Origin of the sequence: Streptomyces dryopteridis, from assembly GCF_049606955.1 — a bacterium.
In the GTDB taxonomy this organism is placed as follows: Bacteria; Actinomycetota; Actinomycetes; order Streptomycetales; family Streptomycetaceae; genus Streptomyces.
The window spans coordinates 461,907-480,886 of record NZ_CP187114.1 but is presented as its reverse complement, the minus strand read 5'-3'; the positions used below and the strand labels follow the sequence as shown (position 1 = coordinate 480,886).

Genomic DNA, 18,980 nt, shown 5'->3' with positions numbered 1-18,980 from the left:
GTCGGCCGGTCCTCGGCGGGGGAGAACGGGAACCCGCGACACCCCGCCGCACTGACTTGATTTTTAGTCTAGATCAGGGGTCGGGGTTTTCGGAATAGACTGGGCACCCGGATGCCCGGAACGGAAAGCGAGCCCCTGTCGATGGCGAAGACCGGCCCCGTGCCGCCCGAGAACCCCCACCCGCCCGAGGACCCGGCCGGCCCCGCGGGCACCGACGCCGGCGCAGCCTCCCGATCGGGGCTCCGGGCCCCGCTCGACCGGAAGCGTCAACCCAGCGGGGACGAGGCGCGCGGGCGCGCCATGACCGCCGCCATCGGCCTCATCGCGGAGAAGGGGACGGCGGCCCTGCGGATGTCGGACATCGCGGCCCGCGCGGGCATGAGCACCGGCCACATCCTCTACCACTTCGGCAAGAAGGACCGGCTCCTGCTCGAAGTCCTCGTGTGGAGCCAGCGGGACCTCTGGGAACGCTTCGGCCGGGCCGCCGCCCGCGCCGCGTCCCCCACCGAGAGGCTCGACCTGTTCGTCACCTTCTACCTGCCCCGACACCCGGGGGACGAGCGCTACGCGCTGTGGACCCAGATCCTGGCCCAGCGGCACGACGAGGTGGGCCGGCAGGTCCTCACCGAACTCCTGGACGGCTGGGACGAGCGCCTGGAGGCCGTCCTGCGCGAGGGCCGGGAGCTGGGCCACTTCGCCGACGTCGACCTTCCCGAGTTCGTCGTCCGGGCCGTGGCCATGCTGAGCGGGCTCTCCGAGGACGTGATGCTCGGACGGGCCCGCTGGCGGGAGGCATCCGCCCGCGAATTCGCCCTGGCCGCCCTCCTGCGCGAACTGCGCCCCGCGGCCGGGCCCTGACCCCGGCCGGGACACCGGCCGCGCCCCGAGCCCCGACACCACCCGTGACACCCGCCGGGGCGCACCGCACAATGGCTGGGTGACCCACACGCAGGACACCACGACCGTGTACGCCTGGGCCGCCCTGGGAGGCCCGGAACACCTGGCACGCCAGGTCTCCTTCGAGGGGCCGGCCACCGGCCTGCCCTCCCGGCTGCCGGTACGGGAGCTCGCACGGGCGACCGTCGCGGTCGCCTCGCTCGCGGCGGCGGAGCTGGCGGCGGCCCGCGACGGCGCGCCGGTGCCCCCGATACGGGTGAACGAGGCGGCGGTGGCCACGGCCTTCGTCAGCGAGCGACACCTGCGGATCGACGGCCGCGCCCCGACCTCCTTCGCCCCACTGTCGGGATTCTGGCGGGCCGCCGACGGCTGGGTCCGCACCCACGCCAACTACCCGCACCACCGCGCCCGCCTCCTCGCCGCCCTCGGCATCCCGGACCGGGGCCCGGAGCAGGCCCTGAAGGAGGCCCTGGCGGCGGAGCTCGCCGCCCGCCCGGCCCACGAGATCCAGGAGACCGTTTACGCGGCGGCCGGCCTGGCCGTGGCCGTGGCCCCGGTCCCCCCGCCCCCGGCGTCCGGCCCGCCCCTCGTGACGACACGGGCCGGCGGCGCGGGGCACGGGGGCGCCCCCGCACTCCTCGGGCCCGCGTCCTCCCCGGCGCGCGGGATCCGGGTCCTGGACCTGACCCGGGTCATCGCCGGCCCCGTCGCCACCCGCACCCTGGCCCTGCTCGGGGCCGACGTGCTGCGCGTCGACAGCCCGCGACTGCGCGAGGACGGGGACGCCCACGCCGACACCGGCCCCGGCAAGCGCTCCACCCTCCTGGACCTCGACGACCGCACCGACCGACTCCTCTTCGAGGACCTGCTCGACCGGGCGGACGTCCTCGTGACCGGCTACCGCCCCGGCGCCCTGGACCGCCACGGCCTGGCCCCCGACACCCTCCTGGCCCGCCGGCCCGGCCTGATCGTCGCGAGCCTGTCCGCCTGGGACCCCGCCGGCCCGTGGGCCGCCCGCCGAGGCTTCGACAGCCTGGTCCAGGCCGCCACCGGAATCGCCGCGATCGAGGCCGCGCCCGACGGCCGCCCCGGCGTACTGCCCGCCCAGGCCCTGGACCACGGAACCGGATACCTCCTCGCCGCCGCCGTGCTCCGCGCCCTCACCGAGCGGCGGAACACCGGCGCCGGCCGCCGGCTCCACTTCTCCCTGGCCGGCACGGCGGCCTGGCTGCTGACCATGCGCCCCGACCCCGACCCCACACCCGGCGCGAGCGACCCCCACGACCCGGGGCCCTGGCTCACCGAGACCGCCTCCCCCTACGGACTCCTGCGCCACGCCCGCTCCCCGATCCACCGCGCCGGCGCCCCCTCGACCTGGGACCACCCCCCGACCCGCTGGGGCACGGACCCACCCCACTGGCCCTGACCGAACCCACGAGCGGGCCCCCTGCGAGGATCGACCCGTGAATCGACGCGCCCGGGTGCCGTACCCGTCCCACGCCCTGGGTTCCGAGCGGTGGGGCGGGTGCGCGGCCTGGTTCGCCCGCGTGACGAACCGAGTGGTCCGTCAGCGCAGGGACGGGGGTTCCTCGGTCGGGGTCAGGTGTACGAGGGTCTTCGAGTCCTCCCACAGCCTCGCCGCGCGCCGCTTGTCGTAGGACAGCTGCGCCGAGCGCACGGCGGTGAGTTTCCCGTCGTCGCACTGGAAGTACTCGCCCGAGCGGTCCGCGTACTCGGGATCGGTCGCGAGCGCCGCCAGGGACGCGCCGGAGAACGTCACGTCGGACGTGGTGACCCCGATCCGCTTGGACACCCACGCCATCGCCGCTGTCCGCGACAGCCATTGCACGGGCTTCGGCATCCCCCGCAGGAAGCCCGTCCCCGGCACGGAGCCCGGGTCGAACGCGATCGAGCCCACCGAACTCCCGGACCTCCGCAGCCGCCGGTCCAGCTCGTAGGCGTACATCACCGTGCACAGCTTCGAGGTCGAGTAGCGTGTGCCCGCGCTCGGCGCCCCGGCCCCGTTCACGCCGGCGTACGCGAGGGCCTTGGCGTCCGGCTCGACGGTGGCCCCGACCAGCCTGCCGTCGACCGATCGCGAGTCGTGGGTGCCGCTGGCGGTGTGGATCACCCGGCCGCCCTCGGACAGGCTCGGCAGCAGCAGTTCCACGAGCAGGAAATGCCCCAGGCAGTTCGTCGCGAACGTGGTCTCGTACCCGTCGGCGCTCGCGGAGACGGGCCCGTCGAAACGCCCGCCGGCGTTGCAGACCAGCGCGTCGAGCCCGCCGACCTCCCCGGCCTCGCGCAACGCGCGCAGCCGCGCGGCGGCGGTGCGGACCGAGGCGAGCGAGGAGGTGTCGAGCGTCAGCGTCGTCACCGGCACGCCGTACCGCGCCCGCAGCTCGTCCGCGACCGGCCGCATCCGCGGCTCGCCACGACCGGCGAGCACGATCTCGTGCCCCGCGGCGGCGAGCTCGCGCACGGCGGCCAGGCCGATGCCCGAATGCCCGCCGGTGATCAGGATCGTCGACATGGGAGGCCCCTCCTGGTGGACAGCGCCCACCGTACGCGTCGGGTTCCCACCGCCGACCCGACGGCGCGCCCGCGCCCGGGGGTGGTTTCCCGTCCCGCGGCCACGTCGCCCGCCCGGCCCGCCCGCCGAGGGCCATCCTGGTGACCACGAACCCGCCCGAGGAGGCGCCCGATGGGTTTCGGCGTCCACGTCAACGGGCGGCGTCTCGACACGCCGCCGCGCGCCGGCCAGTGCCTGCGGACCTACCTGCGCGAGCACGGCCTGTTCGGGGTGAAGAAGGGCTGCGACACCGGGGACTGCGGGGCGTGCACGGTCCACGTGGACGGCATGGCGGTCCACGGCTGCGTGTACCCGGCCGTCCGCGCCGACGGACGCGCGGTGCTGACCGTCGAGGGCCTGGTCTCCCCCGAGGGCGCGCCGCACCCGCTGCAACAGCGGTTCCTCGACGCCCATGCCTTCCAATGCGGCTTCTGCACCCCCGGCTTCCTGATGACCGCGGCCGCCCTCGACACCGCACGCGACACCGACCACGACGACGGCGGGCTCGACGACCTGCCGCGCGCCTTCAAGGGCAACCTCTGCCGCTGCACCGGCTACCGCTGCGTCGAGGACGCCGTCCGAGGCGTGCGAACCACCGCCGCACCCGGCACCACCCCGGCCGTGGGCTCGAACGCGCCCGAGCCCGAGGGCCCGCGGGTGGTCACCGGCACGGCCCGTTTCACCCTCGACCTCGACGTGCCGGGCGCGCTCCACATGAAGCTGCTGCGTTCCCCGCACCCCCACGCCCGCGTCCGGTCCGTCGACACCTCCCGCGCCCTTCGGGTGCCGGGGGTGCGGGCCGTCCTCACCCACGAGGACGCGCCCGCGACCACCTACTCCTCGGCTTGCCACGAGGATCCCGCCCTGGACCCGGACGACACGCGCGTCCTCGACGACACCGTCCGGTTCGTGGGCCAACGCGTCGCGGCCGTCGTCGCCGACGACGAGCGGGCCGCCGAGGAGGGCTGCCGCGCGCTCGGCGTGGAGTACGAGCCGTTGCCCCACGTCCTGGACCCTGAGGAGGCGATGGCGCCCGGCGCGCCGGCCCTCCACGCCGCCCGGAACAACGTGGTCGCGGAGATCCACGAGGAGACCGGCCGGGTCGAGGACGGGTTCGCCGAGGCCGCGTGCGTCCACGAGGAGACCTACCGCACCCAGCGGGTGCAGCACGCGAGCCTGGAGACCCACGGCAGCGTCGCGTGGTTCGAACCGGGGCGGGACGGCGCCGGGGAACGGCTGACGATCCGCTCCGCCACCCAGACCCCCTTCCTGACCCGCCGCGCGATCGCCGCGCTGTACGGGCTGCCCGAGGACGAGGTCAGGGTGGTGGCGGGGCGGGTGGGCGGCAGCTTCGGCGGGAAACAGGAGATGCTCACCGAGGACCTCGTGGCCCTGGCCGCGCTGCGGCTGCGCCGTCCGGTCAGGCTGGAGTTCACGCGCGCCGAGGAGTTCCGGGCCACGACCACCCGCCACCCGTTCACCGTCACCGTCCGACTCGGCGCCCGCGCCGACGGCACCCTGACCGCGATCCGGCTCCGCGTCCTCGCCGACACCGGGGCCTACGGCAACCACGGGCCCGCCGTGCTGGCCAACAGCGTCGACGAGTCCCTCGCCCTGTACCGGGCCCCGCACAAGAGGGTCGACGCGTACTGCGTGTACACCAACACCGTCCCGGCGGGCGCCTTCCGGGGGTACGGGCTCGCCCAGGTGACGTTCGCCCTCGAATCGGCGATGGACGAACTGGCCCGCCGGCTGGGCATGGACCCGCTGCTCCTGCGGGAACGCAACCTCATCGGGCCCGGGGAACGGCCGTGCGGCCCGGTCGGCGCGGCGCCGGACCTGCGGATCGGCTCGTACGGCCTCGACCAGTGCCTGGCCACCCTGCGCGCGGCCGCCGCCGAGGACCGGGCCGCCGACGACGCGCCCCCGGGATGGGCGGTCGGCCAGGGCGCCGCCCTGTCCATGGTGGCCGCGGGCCCGCCGGGCGGCCACCACGCCGACGCGACGGTCACCCTACACCCCGACGGGAGATGTGAATTGGCCGTCGGCACAGTTGAGTTCGGCAGCGGAGCCGTCACCGCCCACCGGCAGATCGCCGCCGACGCCCTCCACACCACCGTCGACCTGATCACCGTCCGGCACGCCGACACCGACGCCGTCGCCCACGACACCGGCGCCTACGGCTCGACCGGGGTCGTCGTCGCGGGCCGGGCCGTCCTGCTCGCGGCCCGGGCCCTCGCCGCCGGCCTGAGGGCGTTCGCGGCCCGGCACACGGGGGTGGCCGAGGAACACTGCGCCCTGGGCGCCGGGGCCGTGGACTGCGCGGGCCGGGTCCTCCCCCTGGCGGAACTCCACGAGGCGGCCCGGGCCGCGGGCGCCCTCGACGCGCTCACGGCGCGCGGACACGCGGACGGAACGCCGCGCTCGGTGGCCTTCAACGCGCACTGGTTCCGCGTCGCCGTCGACCCGGACACCGGCGAGACGAGGATCCTGCGCAGCGTCCACGCCGCCGACGCCGGCACCGTGATCAACCCCGACCGGTGCCGGGGCCAGATCGAGGGCGCGATCGCGCAGGCCCTGGGCGCCACGCTCTTCGAGGCCGTCCGGCTCGACGCGCGGGGCGGGGTGAGCACGGACTCGTTCCGGGACTACCACCTGCCGCACTTGGCCGACGTGCCCCGCACCGAGGTCCACTTCGCGGCCACGACCGACACGATCGGCCCGCTCGGCGCCAAACCGATGAGCGAGAGCCCCCTCCTCCCGGTCGCCCCCGCCCTCGCCAACGCCCTGCGCGACGCGACCGGCGTCAGGTTCACCGAACTCCCCCTGACCCGCGACCGCGTCTGGCGGGCCATCGCCCGGGCGGCCCCGCCCGGGACGCCCGCCGAGGAGGGCCGAGGGGCGTGACCGCCGGGGTCAGGCGTCGGGCCGGGCGTCCAACACGGCCTCCACCAGGAAGGGGCCGCCGGTCGCGAGGCCGTCCTCGATCGCTGTGGAGAGGGTCGCGGCGTCGGTGACGCGCCGCGCGGGCACTCCCATGGAGTCGGCCAGGGAGACGTAGTCGATGGGCGGGCGGGAGAGGTCCAGGCCGAGGAACCGTTCGGAACCGGGCCGGTGGACGGGCCAGTTGTCCTTCAGGATGCCGTACTCCCTGTTGTTCGCGACGAGGAAGCCGATCGGCAACCGCAGATGGGCGGCGGTCCACAGGGCCTGGGGCGAGTACATGGCGGCGCCGTCCCCGACGGCGCACAGCACCGGTTCCCGTTCCCCCGCGAGGCAGGCGCCGATCGCCGCCGGCATCGCCCAGCCGAGTCCGCCCGAGACCCACTGGTAGCGGCCGGCGCGGTCGAGGCGCAGGGCGGCCCGCAGGTGGCGGGATGCCTGCGGGGACTCGTCCATGACCAGCACGTCACGGGGGAGTGCCTTGGCGACGGCCTGGCTCATGGCGGCCATGTCGAAGCCCTCGCTCGGTGTGGGGACGGTGACGCGGCGGGGGAGCGGCGGGCCGGCCGGCGTCGACGCGGACGCGGACAGCAGGTCCAGGAGCCGACGGAGGGTGGGCCGCAACTGCCCGTGCAGGACCTCTTCGGCGGGTGCGTCCCGGCCGGGTTCGGCGGGGTCCTCGGTGATCTGGACGATCCGGGTGCCTTCCGGCAGCAGGGGGCCGGGGGCGTAGGGGAAGTAGCGCCGCAGCGCCCCGGAGCCGGTGACGAGGACCAGCCGGTAGGGGGCCAGGGCCTCGCGGATCCCGGTGGTGTGCGCCGGGAGGTACCCCCGCCACAAGGGGTGCGCGGTGGGGAAGGGGTTCGTGGCCGGCCAGGCCGATCCCCAGACCGCCACCCCCAGGGTCTCGGCCAGGGCCAGGCCCTCTTCGGGGGCCTGACGGGCCAGTTCGTCGCACAGGACGAGCGCGGTCTGCGCGCGCGGGGTCGCCGCCAGGCGGGCGGCGAGCTCCTCCACGGGCGCGGCCGAGGCGAACCTGACCCGTGTCGCCCCGGGCGCCTCGGGTCCCGGCTCGTCGAGGAGGTTCATGGGCAGCGACAGGAACACCGGGCCCGCCGGTGGCGCCTGGGCCAGGAGGAACGCGCGCCTGAGGGCCTCGCCGAGTTCGTGCCGGCCGGTGACCTCGTGGGCCCATTTGACCGTGGGCCCGGCCAGTCCCACGAGGTCACCGGCGAGGACCGGACGGTGGAAGAGGTGCCGCAGGTCCTGTTGTCCGGCGGTCACCACCATCGGAACGCCGGCGGCCATCGCGTTGGTCAGGGCGCCGATTCCGTTGCCGAGTCCGGCGGCGGCGTGGAGGTTGACGAAGGCGGGTCGGCCCGTGACCCGCGCGTACCCGTCGGCCATGGCCACGACCGACGCCTCCTGCAACCCCAGGACGTACTCGATGTCCGTGCGTCCGACCAGGTTTCGGATCAGGGGCAGTTCGGTGGTTCCGGGATTCCCGAACACGTGCCGCGTGTTCTCCTCGCGCAGTACCTCGATCAGGATCTCGGCGCCGGTCCGCGCGGAGGTCCCTTGAGTTGTCGTCCTCACGTGCTTCTTCCGTTTCCCGCTCCGTCGGAGCGTGAGAGGTACGCCGTCGGCGTGTCGGGCGAACGGCGGGCCGCCCCCTCCTCGGAGCCGCCGACATTCCCTTCACCCCCCGAGGAGGGGTCCGGATGCGGAACGCGGAGGGCTTTGGTTGTGCGCCGGTGCGACGGGCCCGGGGCGTGGGAGGTTCCGCGTCCGAGCCGGTTGTGCCCGGGTGGACACGTCATGGAGGATCGATCGTGCAGCTCTTCCCGGTAAACGGGAAAATTCGATAATGCTGTACAGCGGAATCCGATGTTCCGGGCTCCGTCGGTTCCTCCGAAATCGAAGTCCGGGGCGGGGGCGGATTCGTGTGATGCTCCCTGAGCGGGGTTCGTGAATTCGGTGTTACGTTTCCTTCGTACCGGTTCGCCAAGGCAATCGAATGGGGGAAAGAGTGGCGTCGGAAAACGGGCGGGGAACCGCTGCGACCGTCGATGCGACGAAAGTCGGAGAAAAACGCGACGGGGTCGGCGGCGCGCGTTTCCCGGGCGAGGGGACGCGGATCTTCCTGCGCCAGGACGCCGTCTTCATCGAGGCCGACGGGGGAGTGTTCCTGCGGGGCGGCAACGGCGAGTTCTTCGTCGACAACCCCTCCGCCTACCCCTGGCTCAGCCGACTGGCCCCCGCCCTCGCCGCCGGCACCACCCTGCGCGAACTGTGCTCCGGGCTGGACCCCGCGCGGGCCGCGACCCTCACCCACCTCGTCGGTCTCCTGGCCGGGCACGGGTTCGTGCGGAGCCTCGCCGAGGAACCCGACGAGCTCCTCGGCCCCGCCGAGCGGGCCCGGTTCGCCCCCCAACTCGCCTATCTGGCCCACCACACCGACACCCCGGCCGCCGCCCTCCGCCGGGTCCGTCGGGCCCGGGTCCTGGTGGCCGGCGCCGGGCACGGAGCCCCGGCCGCCGCCCGCGCCCTGCTGCGCAACGGGTTCGGACGGGTCGGGCTGCTGCGTCCGGACGGGGCCGGGGACCCGGAGGCCGCGGCCTCCGTCCGGGCCGAGGCCCGCGAGCTCACGGCGGCCGGCGTCGACGCAGGCGTCGAGGAGCTGCCGATCCCCGGCGACCTCCGGGCGGAGGACACCCGGATCTCCGACTGGGCCCCCACCGCCGTCCTGGTCACCGCCGAGGGCCTGACCGGAACGGCGGTCACCGCCCTCGCGGACCTCGCCCGACGGCGGGCCGCGCCCTTCCTCGCCGTCAGGCTCGTGGGGGAGACCCTGCTCAAGGGGCCGCTCGTCGACCCCGGCGCGGCCGGCGCCTGCCGGCACTGCCTGCGCCGGCAGCTGGGCGACACCGCCGACGACGCACTCCTCGCCGCGTTCCTGCGCGACGAGGAGAACGAGCGCCCCCGACGCGTGTTCTCCGGCCGGACCCCCGGCGATTCGGCGTTCACCCCGCTCCTCGACGCCATGACCGGCAACGAACTCGCCGCGGAAATGTTCCTGCACGTCTCCGGGGCCTTTTCCTCGGAATTGCTCGGCGCCGTCGTCCTCCAGGACGTGGAATCCCTCGAATCGCGCCGCGAATGGATTCCCCGACGCCTCGATTGCCCGGCCTGCGGGCCGGGCCCGGACGGCGGATCCGAGGGAACGCGGCAGGTGATGACCGCCGTGAAATCATTTCGCGCCGGAGACGCAGACCTTTCCGAGGACCCCGTCGAACGGGCCTCCCGACACGCCGCCGCCCTCGCCCCGACCACCGGCCTGTTGCGGGCCTTCGACGACGACGACCTCCCGCAGTTCCCCGTCCGGGCCGCCCGGCTGCGGGTCGCCGACCCGGCCGGAACCGAGGTCCTCGGCCACGCGGTGGGCACCTCGCTCGACGCCCGCGCCCTCGCCGTGGAACGGGCCCTGCGGCACGCGGCGGCCCACGCGCCGGCGCCCCCGCCCACCCGGTACACCACGGCCGCCGCCCTGCGCGTCGAACAGGGGGACCCGGTCGCCTTCGCCGGCCTCGAAGACCACCCGAGGCCGTGGACCCCGACCCTGCGGCTGCGCGACGACGCCACCGTCTGGGTCCCCGTCGAGCGGGCCCTGCCCACCGGCCCCGGCGCACCCGCCGGAGTGGGCGTGGGGTGTTCGGCGCGGGCGACCCTCACCTCGGCCCTGCTCTCGGCGCTGTTGACGGAACGCCTCGACGCCCTCCTCGCCGGCCTTGCCCGCCCCGCCCCGCTTCGCTCGACCCAGGGCCTCCAGGCCCTCGACACCCCACTGCTCCGGGCCCTGAACCGCGGCGGAACCCTGAGGCTCGGCCGTCTCCCGGACCCGCGGGACGGAACGGCGCCGTCCCTTCCCGTGCACGTGGTGCTGGCCCGTCACGAGCCCGATCGGCCCGGGACCGGGCCGTCCCACCAGGTGGCGGCGATCGGCGCCACCGAGTCGGCGGCGGTCGGCGCGGCCCTCGTCGAACTCGTCGCCGCGCTCGGCCCGTACCCCGCCGGCGCCCCCGGCGGGCCCACCACCGTCCGCTGCCCCGAGGACTGGCCCACGCCGGACCTGCCGCCCCACCCGGCCCCACCCGTCCCCGTCCCCGTCCCCGTCGACGACCGTGCCCACGGCCACGGCCCGGGCCCCGACGAGGACACCGGGACGCGGGCCGAGTCCGACCCCGAGCGGATCGTGGCCGCGCTCGCCGCCCGGAACCGGGACGCGCTGTTCCTGCCCCTCGCCCCGGCGGCCCTGCCCACCGGCCCCGACGGGACGCCCACCGCCCTCATCGGCCGCGTCCTGCTCACCTGAGGGCCCGGACCCGCACGGGTCCGCCCTCCCCACGACGTCCCCGTGCCCGCACGGGGCGCGGTCCGGCACGCAGACGTTCCGGACCGGCAACACCGCCTGTACCCGTATCCGTTCGTTTCCCGAAGGAGATCCACCATGGGTGCCAACAGCGACTTCTCCGACCTGCCCGCCGAGACCTTCCAGATCGAGCTCGTCACCGCCGAGAACGACCCGACCCTGCTGGCCTGGGTCTGCACCGGCAGCACCAACAGCTGCTGCTCGACCGGCGGGACCCCGGCCGGCGAGGACGCCTGATCCGCGGGTGTCGGGCCCGCGCCCACCGGCCGGGTCCGGCACCCCCCTGCAACGCGCCAGACGACCCGTCCTCCCCTCCGGGGGAGGGCGGGTCCGGTGACGCCCACACCGAAGGGACCGGCCCGCCGCCCGTGACCGAGCACACCGTCCTCACCACCCGTCCCACCGGAACCACCCTGGACCAGGGGCTCGAACGGTTCCGCGTCGCGCTCCGCGCCGCCCTGGCGTACCGGCCGGGCCCCGCCGCCGAACTCCCCGACCCCCTGCACGGCGTCGAGATCAGCCTCGCGACGCTGGGGCTCGCGGCCGAGCCGGTCCGACCCACCGGAAGCCTCCCGCCCGCCCCCTCCCCGTCCCCCGCGCACACGGACACGAGCACGGACACGGGCACGGGCACGGGCGACCCGGCCCCGAGCCGTTCGACCCGCCCGGTCCTCCCCGTCCACCTGCACGGGGACACCGCGCTCATCGGCCCCGCCCCCACCCCGACCGGAGGGTCCCGCCCCTGCGCCCGCTGTCTGCGCCTGCGCTGGACCGCACTGCGCCCCGCACGCGAACGCCGGGCCCTGGAACGCGCCACGGGCCGGGTCACGGCCGGCCCCGGCAGCCCGATACCCCCCGAATGGGGCGCCCCGGCCGTCGCCGCAGCCCTGCGCCGCCTGATCGAACCCCGCACCCACCCCCACCCCCGACCGGCCGCCGAGGGCCCGGGCACACCCGCGGGCACCGCCCGCCCCACCGACCTCGCCGAGGTCCTGGAAGTGGACTTGCGCTCCGGCGCCGTCACCCGCTTCACCCTCCTCGCCCACCGCGCCTGCCCCGACTGCGCCCCGCCCCGCCCCGACGCACCCCCCTCGGCCCAAGGCTTCCCCCGGCCCCGCCCCGTGCCCCGCCCCGGAGCCGCCCGCCAGAGCCACTGGAGCGACCTCCCGCTCCCCGTCGACGCCCTGACCAACCGGCTCTGCGGAGCCATCGCCGGCTCCACGGCCCACAACCGGATCTCCGTCGGCGTCAACGCCCCCGTCAGCGGCCGGCTGCGCCTGGGCGGCCACACCACCGAGAACACGGGCCTCTACGAGACCACCTGGGGCGGCCACGCCGACACCTACCGCGAGAGCCTCGCCCTCGGCCTCCTCGAAGGACTCGAACGGTACGCGGGCCAACGCCCCCTCGGCCGCGCCGCCCTGACCCGCGCGAGCCTCAGCGGACTCCGGGCCGCCGGCCGCCCCGTCCTCGACCCCCGCGACACCGTCGGGTACCCGCCCGGCCCGGACCCCGAGCGCGGCCCCGGATCCCTCGTGGCCTTCCACCCCGACCTCGTGCTCGACTGGGTCCCCGGCCACTCCTTCGCGCGCGGCGGGCCCGTGCTCGTGCCCGCCCAACTCGCCTACTACGGCCCGCAACGCCGAGGCGAACAGTTCCTCCTCGGCTCCTCCAACGGCTGCGCCACCGGCACCACCCTGGAGGAGGCCGCCCTCCACGGCCTCCTCGAACTCGTCGAGCGCGACGCGTTCACCGCCGCCTGGTTCGCCGCCGCCGAACTCCCCGAGATCGACCCCGCGACCTGCGCGGACCCCGCCACCGCCGCCGCCGTCGACCGGATGCGCGCCCTGGGCCACCACGTCCGCCTCTTCGACCTCCGCCTGGACCTGCCGATCCCGGTCGCCCTGTGCGCGGCCGTCCGCACCGTGCCCGGCCCCGGCAACCTCGTGCTCTCCGCCGGCGTCGACCTCGACCCGCGCGCGGCGGTCCGCACGGCCGTCCGCGAGGTCGCCAGCTTCCTCCCCGGCTTCGACGAACGCGTCACCGAGGACCTCGATCGGCTGCGCACCCTCGCCGCCGACCACTCCCTGGTCACCGCCCTGGAGGACCACGGCATGCTGTACGGGCTGCCCGAGATGGCCGCCCACGTGCCCTTCCTGCGCCCGCGCACGCCCGCCGCCCGCCCCCGCTCCCTGGACGAGACCTTCGCCGACTGGAGCCCGCCGCGCCACACCGACCTGACCGACACCCTGCGCACCTGCGTCGACCTCGTCCGCCGCCAGGCCCGGGACGTGGTCGTGGTCGACCAGACCTGCACGGAACAGGAGGCGGTCGGCGTGCGCACCGCCGCCGTCATCGCCCCAGGACTCCTGCCCATCGACTTCGGCCAGGCCCACCAACGCGCCCCGCACACCGAACGGCTCCGCACCGCCGCCTGGCGGGCCGGGAAACGCGCCGCCCCCCTCGCCGAGCACGAGATCCACCGGTACCCCCACCCCTTCCTGTGACGGCCCCGCCCCGAAGACCCGCCCCGAGGACCCGCATCGAGGACCCCGCCCCGACCCGAGAGGAACACCGTGCCGCACCGGCCCACCGGCGACGAAGCCCCGACCACCCCCGCCGTCCGGACCGTACTGGCCTACACGGAGGAGGTCCGGGACCGGGCCCGGGGCGCGATGGCCGACGCCGACCACACCCCCGACTGGCAGGACCGCCCCTCCCCCCACACCCGCCACCCCGGCGCCCCCCGCCTGCCCCTGCCCCCGGCCCGCCCCGGACTCGGCGCCCGCGCCGGCGACGCCGGCTTCACCCTCGACCGCCTCGCCGAGACCCTCCACCTCCTCGCGGGCCCCCTGGCCCGCCGCACCCAGATCGACTGGAACCTCGACCACCGCACCCGCGCCCGACTCCGCACCGCCGTGTGGAGCCGGGGCACCCCGTCCGGCGGCGCCAACCACCCCTGGGAGCTGTACTGGTCACCCGCGCCCGGACTGCCGCTGCCCCCGGGACTGCTGCACTACGACAGCGGCCACCACGCCCTGGAACGCCTGGTCACGGGCGACCTGACCCCCGCCGTCCGCGCTGCCCTCGACCCGGCCGCCCCGCACGAGCCACCGCCCGCCGGCGACGGCGGGTACCTGGTGGTCACGGCCCGCCCCTGGAAGACCGCCTTCAAGTACGGCTCCTTCTCCCACCACGTGCTCTGCCACGACATCGGCGCCCTCCTCGGCGGCTGGGAGGCACTGACGGCGGGCACGGCCCGGAGGGCCACGCCCCGGTTCCGATTCGACCAGGAAGCCCTCGACACCGCCCTGGGACTGCCCGCCGAGGAATCCGCGCACGTGGTCCTCCCGCTGCCCTGGGACCCCACCGACCGCACCGCCGCCGGCGCGCGCGCCCCCGCCCCGAACCCCCACCGCGCCGACCGCGCCGACCGCCCCCGGGCGGCCGAACGGTCCCTGCGCACCCGGACGTTCGCCCGCGCCGAGGCCGTCCGCCGCGCCGAGGCCGAGACCACCCCCACCACGCGGCCCGCACCGCCCGCACCCCGCGAACCGTCCACCCGCACCACCGCCACCGCCCCGACCGCACCGCCGGTGCCCCTCCCCGTCCCCGCGCCGGCCCCCCGCCTCGACCCGGCGGACCTCCTCCCGCGACGCCACTCCGTCAACGGACGACTCGACCCGCTGGCACCCCTCACCGCAGCCGAACTCGGCGCCGTCCTGCACGCCGCCGCGACCGGCACCGGCGCCCTGGAGTCCGGCGCCCCCCTCACCACGCTCCGGGTCGCCGTCCGCCGGGTCCACGGAGTACCCGCCGGCGGCTACCGCTACGACCCCGAGTCCCGCGCGCTGATCCGGCTCCCGGCCCCGGACGAGGAACCCCTGCTGCCCGAACAACGGGACTACGCCCTGCGCAACCACGCCGTGACCCACGCCGCCGCCCTGCCGGTGCTCGGCTGGACCCCGGGCCCCGCCATGGCCGCCCACGGCCCGCGGGCCCACCGGGCGGCGCTCGCCGAGGCCGGCGCCCGCGCCCAGGCGGCCCACCTGGCGGCCCGGGCACACGCCCTCGGCTGCGGGCCGGCCCTCGGCATGGACGCCCGCGCCATGGACCGACTGCTGACCGGCGACGCCCCCCGAACCCGCACCCTGATCTGCCTCTTCCTCGGCCGCCCCCTGCCCGGCGAAGCGGCCCTCGACCTCCGCCTCCCGTAACCCGCCCCACCCCACCCGCGCCGCCCCAGGAGCCACCCCGTGCCCTCACCCACCCCCGCGCGGCCCCGCCCGACCGCCGGAGACCTCCCCTACGCCGCGCACCCGCACCTCCACGGGAACCACCTGGTCTTCACCGCCGACGGCCACGTCTGGCACGCACCGCTCACCGGCGGCACCGCCCACCGGGTCACGGACGGCGCACCCGGGAAGGTCGGCCACCCCCGGATCTCCCCCGACGGCCGGCTCCTGGCCTGGACCTGGGACCGCGACGGCGCCCCCGAGGCGTACCTGGCCCCCCTCGACGGCTCCGCGCCCGCCCGTCGCCTCACCCACCTCGGACACCCCCGCACCCGGGTCGCCGGCTGGACCCCGGACGGCGAACTCCTCGTCCTCTCCGCCCAACACGGCGTCTCCCCCCTCGACACCCGTGCCTGGACCCTCCCGCCCACCGGCGGCGCCCCCCGTCCCCTGCCCTACGGACCCGTCGGCGACCTCGCCGCGGGCCCCGACGGTCGCACGGTCCTGCGCACCGTCACCATGTTCCCCGCCAACGCCCACTGGAAGGGCTACCGGGGCGGAGCCGCCGGCCGGCTCTGGATCACCGACCCCACCCTCCACCCCGCCGACGGCCCGCACCGACCCGGGTTCCGCCCCCTCGTCCCGGAAGGCCACGGCGGGCCGTACCCGACCGGGCTGGAACACCCCGTGTGGTGGGCCGACCCCGAAGGCCCCCGCGTCGGCTTCCTCAGCGAGGCCGACGGCCGCTCCCGCCTGTGGTCCTGCCGCCCCGACGGCACCGACCCCCGCCCCCACACCCCCACCGACGCCCACCCCGACACCGGCGCCCGCGACGCGGCCGGGGACGGCACCCGCGTGGTCTACCAGAGCGCCGGCGAGATCTGGCTCCTGCCCGACGCCGAGGAGGGCACCCGACCGGTTCGCGTGGACCTCCGCCTCCCCGGCCCGCGACCCGGCCGCGCACCCCACCGGGTCAGCGCCGCGCACCCCTCGACCACCGTGGGCGCCGGCCCGCCCGGCACCGTCGGCGTCCTGGAGGTCCGCGGCACCGTCCACCTCCTCACCGACCCCGACGCCCCCGCCCACGCCGTCGCCGGCCGCCCCGGCGTCCGCCGCCGACTCCCGGCCGCCCTCGGGGACACCGGCCGCGAACTGATCTGGGTCTCCGACACCGCAGGCCCGGACGCCCTGGAGATCGCCCCCGCCCCCGGCCCCCACCCCACGCGTTCACCGGCCCCCGCCCCGAGCCCCCGCGTACTGGCCGCCGGCCGGCTGGGCCGGGTCCTGGAGCTGCGCCCGGCCCCCGACGGCCGCACCGCCGCCGTCGCCGCCCACGACGGCCGACTGCTCCTGGTCGACACCACCACCGGCACCGTCACCGAGGTCACCCACAGCGCCCACGAGGAGGTCACCGGCCTCGCCTACTCCCCGGACTCCTCCTGGCTCGCCTGGTCCCACCCCGGACCCGCTGGCCTGCGCCGCATCCGAATCCTCCGGATCGCCGACGCGACCCCGGGCCGCACCCCCGAGGTCATCGACGCCACCGACGGCCGATTCCGCGACCTGGCACCCGCGTTCACACCCGACGGCGCCCACCTCGCGTTCCTCTCCGACCGCGTCTTCGACCCCGAGTACCAGACCCACATCCTCGGACTCGCCCTCGTCGACTGCCACCGCCCCCACCTGCTCACCCTCACCGCCCACACCCCCTCCCCCCTCCTCACCCCCCTGCCGAGGACGGAGCCCCCCGCCCCCGGCCCGCCGCGCACCGACGTCGACACCACCGACCTGCACCAACGGATCGTGCCCTTCCCCGTCCCCGGCGCCACCTACACGGCCCTGGACCGCACCGCCGACGGACTGCTGTGGACCCGCGCCCCCCTCACCGGCACCACCGGCGACCGCTGGGCCCCCGCCGGACCCCCGCCGCGCCCCGTCCTCGAACACTGGCACGCCGACACCCGGACCGTGACCGTCCGTCACGAAGGGCTCGACGCGTTCACCGTCACGGACGCCGGACGCGCCGTCCTGATCCGCGACGGCGCCGCCCTCACCCTGCTGCCCCTCACCCCGCCCCCCGCCCGGCCCGCCGAACCCCGGTGCTTCGAACCCCGGCCCGTCGACTTGGCCCGCACCGAGACCACCGTCGACCCGCCCGCCGAATGGGCCGCGAGCCACGCCGAGGACGAACGCCTGATGCGGGACAACGTCTGGCACCCCGACCTCCCCACCCTCGGCACCGGCCGGCCCGGCCCCGACCCCGGCCCGTGGGCCCGCCGCCGGCACCTCCTGGACCGCATCGGCACCCCCGAGGAATTCCTCGACCTCCTCTGGGACACCCACGGAGACCTGCGCACCTCCCACGCCTACGCCTGGCCCCGCCCCACCCCCCACCACGGCCCGCGCGCCGGACTGCTCGGAGCCGACCTGGCCCCCGACGCCGACGGACACTGGCGGATCCTCAGGATCGTGCCGGGCGACAGCTCCGTGCCCGCCGCCCGCTCCCCCCTGGCCGCGCCCGGCACCGGACTGCGCGCCGGGGACGCCCTGCTGAGGATCGACGGCCGGCCCGTGGACCCCGCCGCCGGCCCCGCGCCCCTGCTGTGGGGCACCGCCGAACGCCCCGTGGAACTCACCGTCCGACCGGCCGACGCAGGCCCCGAACGCACGGTGACCGTCACCCCCCTGGCCTCCGAGACCGCCCTGCGCGGCCAGGACCTGATCCGGACCCGCCGGGCCCGCGTGCACACCGCCGCCCCCGGCCGTCTCGGCTACGTGCACGTCCCCGACATGCTCGCCACGGGCTGGGCCACACTCCACCGGGACCTGCGCGCGGAGACGACGGCCGACGCCCTCCTCGTCGACCTGCGCGGCAACAGCGGCGGCCACCTCGCGCCCCACGTCCTCGAACTGCTCGCCCGCACCCCCCTCGGCTGGCACGCGCGCCGGGGCGCGACCCCGCTCCCGATGCCCGACCCGGCCCCACGCGGCCCCCTGGTCTTCCTCGCCGACGAGTTCTGCGGCTCGGACGGGGACAACGCCGTCGCCATGATCCGGGCCCGGGCCCTCGGCCCCGTGGTCGGCGCCCGGACCTGGGGCGGCGTCCGGGGCATGGAGATCGCCCACACCCTGGTCGACGGCACCCGCCTGGTCCACCCGCGCGGCGCGTTCTGGACCGAACACGGCGGCTGGGAACTGGAGAACCGGGGCGTGGAACCGGACATCGAGATCGTCACGACCCCGCACGAACGCGCCGCCGGCGCGGACCCGGCCCTGGACCGGGCGATCGCACTGGCCCTGCACACCCTCGCCCACACCCCACCCCACACCCCCCCACCCCTGCCACCCCCGAGCCCACGACACCCGTGACCCCCGGTGTGCCCGACGGCGGGAGGTGAGGTGGCGCGACGCCCCGGAAAGCGCCTCTCGGGCGCGCCCGGGGCGGCCCCGCTACTCCCAGGGCTTGAGGTTGCCCGTGCAGACCCAGGCACGGTCGCCCTTGTACCGCATACCGGTGTCGCTGGAGGAACTGCCGGGGTTTATCACGTACCGCTGTGCCCAGAACTCCTCCAGGCGCGGGGTCTTCCCGTTCAGCCAGGCGTATGTGGTCGCCTTGACCGGGAGGTTGTTCTTGTAGGCGACGATGCCGTTGGACAGCCGGCCCATGCCGTAGCCCTCCAGATCGAAGCACGCCGACGTGCTCGCGGCCACGAAGGACAGTTCACGGAACTGGGTGCTCCGATACAGGCACAGCCTGTCGGCCGGACACGCCTCCGCCGCGGAGGCGGCGGGAGCGGTCGCGATCAGACCCCCCGCTGCGGTCATCAGTGCCGTGATGCCTGTGACGATCTTCTTCCAACCCATCGTGGGAGTCCTTCCGGTGGCAGGGGACTTGGCGTCTCCG

Annotated in this window: 11 protein-coding genes; 8 read left to right on the top strand and 3 right to left on the bottom strand. The window is 76.2% G+C overall.

Annotated features, from left to right (window positions below; genetic code table 11):
• Window positions 1-111 precede the first annotated feature (111 nt).
• Together ACN20G_RS28580 and ACN20G_RS28575 are read left to right on the top strand one after the other, a co-directional pair.
• Window positions 112-858: a TetR/AcrR family transcriptional regulator gene (locus ACN20G_RS28580; protein ID WP_424216105.1), complete on the top strand. Its 747-nt coding sequence runs from the start codon at window positions 112-114 to the stop codon at window positions 856-858.
• A 79-nt stretch (window positions 859-937) separates the two neighbouring features.
• Window positions 938-2,323: a CoA transferase gene (locus ACN20G_RS28575; RefSeq protein ID WP_424216104.1), complete on the top strand. Its 1,386-nt coding sequence runs from the start codon at window positions 938-940 to the stop codon at window positions 2,321-2,323.
• A 141-nt stretch (window positions 2,324-2,464) separates the two neighbouring features.
• Here the strand turns inward: ACN20G_RS28575 and ACN20G_RS28570 are convergent, their stop codons facing one another.
• Window positions 2,465-3,430, bottom strand: coding sequence for an SDR family NAD(P)-dependent oxidoreductase (locus tag ACN20G_RS28570; protein WP_424216103.1), 966 nt, complete (start codon window positions 3,428-3,430; stop codon window positions 2,465-2,467).
• 171 nt (window positions 3,431-3,601) lie between these two features.
• Between ACN20G_RS28570 and ACN20G_RS28565 the strand changes: the two genes are divergently transcribed.
• A complete protein-coding gene (locus ACN20G_RS28565) occupies window positions 3,602-6,376 on the top strand; it encodes a molybdopterin-dependent oxidoreductase (RefSeq protein WP_424216102.1) in 2,775 nt (924 codons plus the stop codon).
• Window positions 6,377-6,385: 9 nt separating this feature from the next.
• Here ACN20G_RS28565 and ACN20G_RS28560 read toward each other — a convergent pair whose 3' ends face one another.
• Complete coding sequence (locus ACN20G_RS28560; protein WP_424216101.1) at window positions 6,386-8,008, bottom strand: thiamine pyrophosphate-binding protein; 1,623 nt, start codon at window positions 8,006-8,008, stop codon at window positions 6,386-6,388.
• Between the two features lie 433 nt (window positions 8,009-8,441).
• On the opposite strand from ACN20G_RS28560, the gene ACN20G_RS28555 reads away from it, so the two are divergent.
• The 5 genes from ACN20G_RS28555 (at window position 8,442) to ACN20G_RS28535 (ending at window position 18,445) form a co-directional block, all read left to right on the top strand.
• On the top strand, window positions 8,442-10,784 hold the full coding sequence (locus ACN20G_RS28555; protein WP_424216100.1) for a TOMM precursor leader peptide-binding protein: 2,343 nt from the start codon (window positions 8,442-8,444) through the stop codon (window positions 10,782-10,784).
• A gap of 135 nt (window positions 10,785-10,919) precedes the next feature.
• Window positions 10,920-11,078, top strand: a complete 159-nt coding sequence (locus tag ACN20G_RS28550) for a hypothetical protein (RefSeq protein WP_424216099.1) — start codon at window positions 10,920-10,922, stop codon at window positions 11,076-11,078.
• A 131-nt stretch (window positions 11,079-11,209) separates the two neighbouring features.
• Complete coding sequence (locus tag ACN20G_RS28545; protein ID WP_424216098.1) at window positions 11,210-13,348, top strand: TOMM precursor leader peptide-binding protein; 2,139 nt, start codon at window positions 11,210-11,212, stop codon at window positions 13,346-13,348.
• 69 nt (window positions 13,349-13,417) lie between these two features.
• A complete protein-coding gene (locus ACN20G_RS28540; RefSeq protein WP_424216097.1) occupies window positions 13,418-15,058 on the top strand; it encodes a hypothetical protein in 1,641 nt (546 codons plus the stop codon).
• 39 nt (window positions 15,059-15,097) lie between these two features.
• A complete protein-coding gene (locus ACN20G_RS28535; RefSeq protein ID WP_424216096.1) occupies window positions 15,098-18,445 on the top strand; it encodes a S41 family peptidase in 3,348 nt (1,115 codons plus the stop codon).
• 81 nt (window positions 18,446-18,526) lie between these two features.
• On the opposite strand, the gene ACN20G_RS28530 is transcribed toward ACN20G_RS28535, so the two are convergent.
• Window positions 18,527-18,940, bottom strand: a complete 414-nt coding sequence (locus ACN20G_RS28530; RefSeq protein ID WP_424216095.1) for a peptidase inhibitor family I36 protein — start codon at window positions 18,938-18,940, stop codon at window positions 18,527-18,529.
• Window positions 18,941-18,980 lie beyond the last annotated feature (40 nt).

Excerpts from the sequence above, each read along its gene's own strand:
- ACN20G_RS28580 (WP_424216105.1), top strand. The coding sequence starts at position 112 with ATGCCCGGAACGGAAAGCGAGCCCCTGTCGATGGCGAAGACCGGCCCC.
- ACN20G_RS28570 (WP_424216103.1), bottom strand. The coding sequence starts at position 3,430 with ATGTCGACGATCCTGATCACCGGCGGGCATTCGGGCATCGGCCTGGCC.
- ACN20G_RS28565 (WP_424216102.1), top strand. The coding sequence starts at position 3,602 with ATGGGTTTCGGCGTCCACGTCAACGGGCGGCGTCTCGACACGCCGCCG.
- ACN20G_RS28550 (WP_424216099.1), top strand. The coding sequence starts at position 10,920 with ATGGGTGCCAACAGCGACTTCTCCGACCTGCCCGCCGAGACCTTCCAG.
- ACN20G_RS28530 (WP_424216095.1), bottom strand. The coding sequence starts at position 18,940 with ATGGGTTGGAAGAAGATCGTCACAGGCATCACGGCACTGATGACCGCA.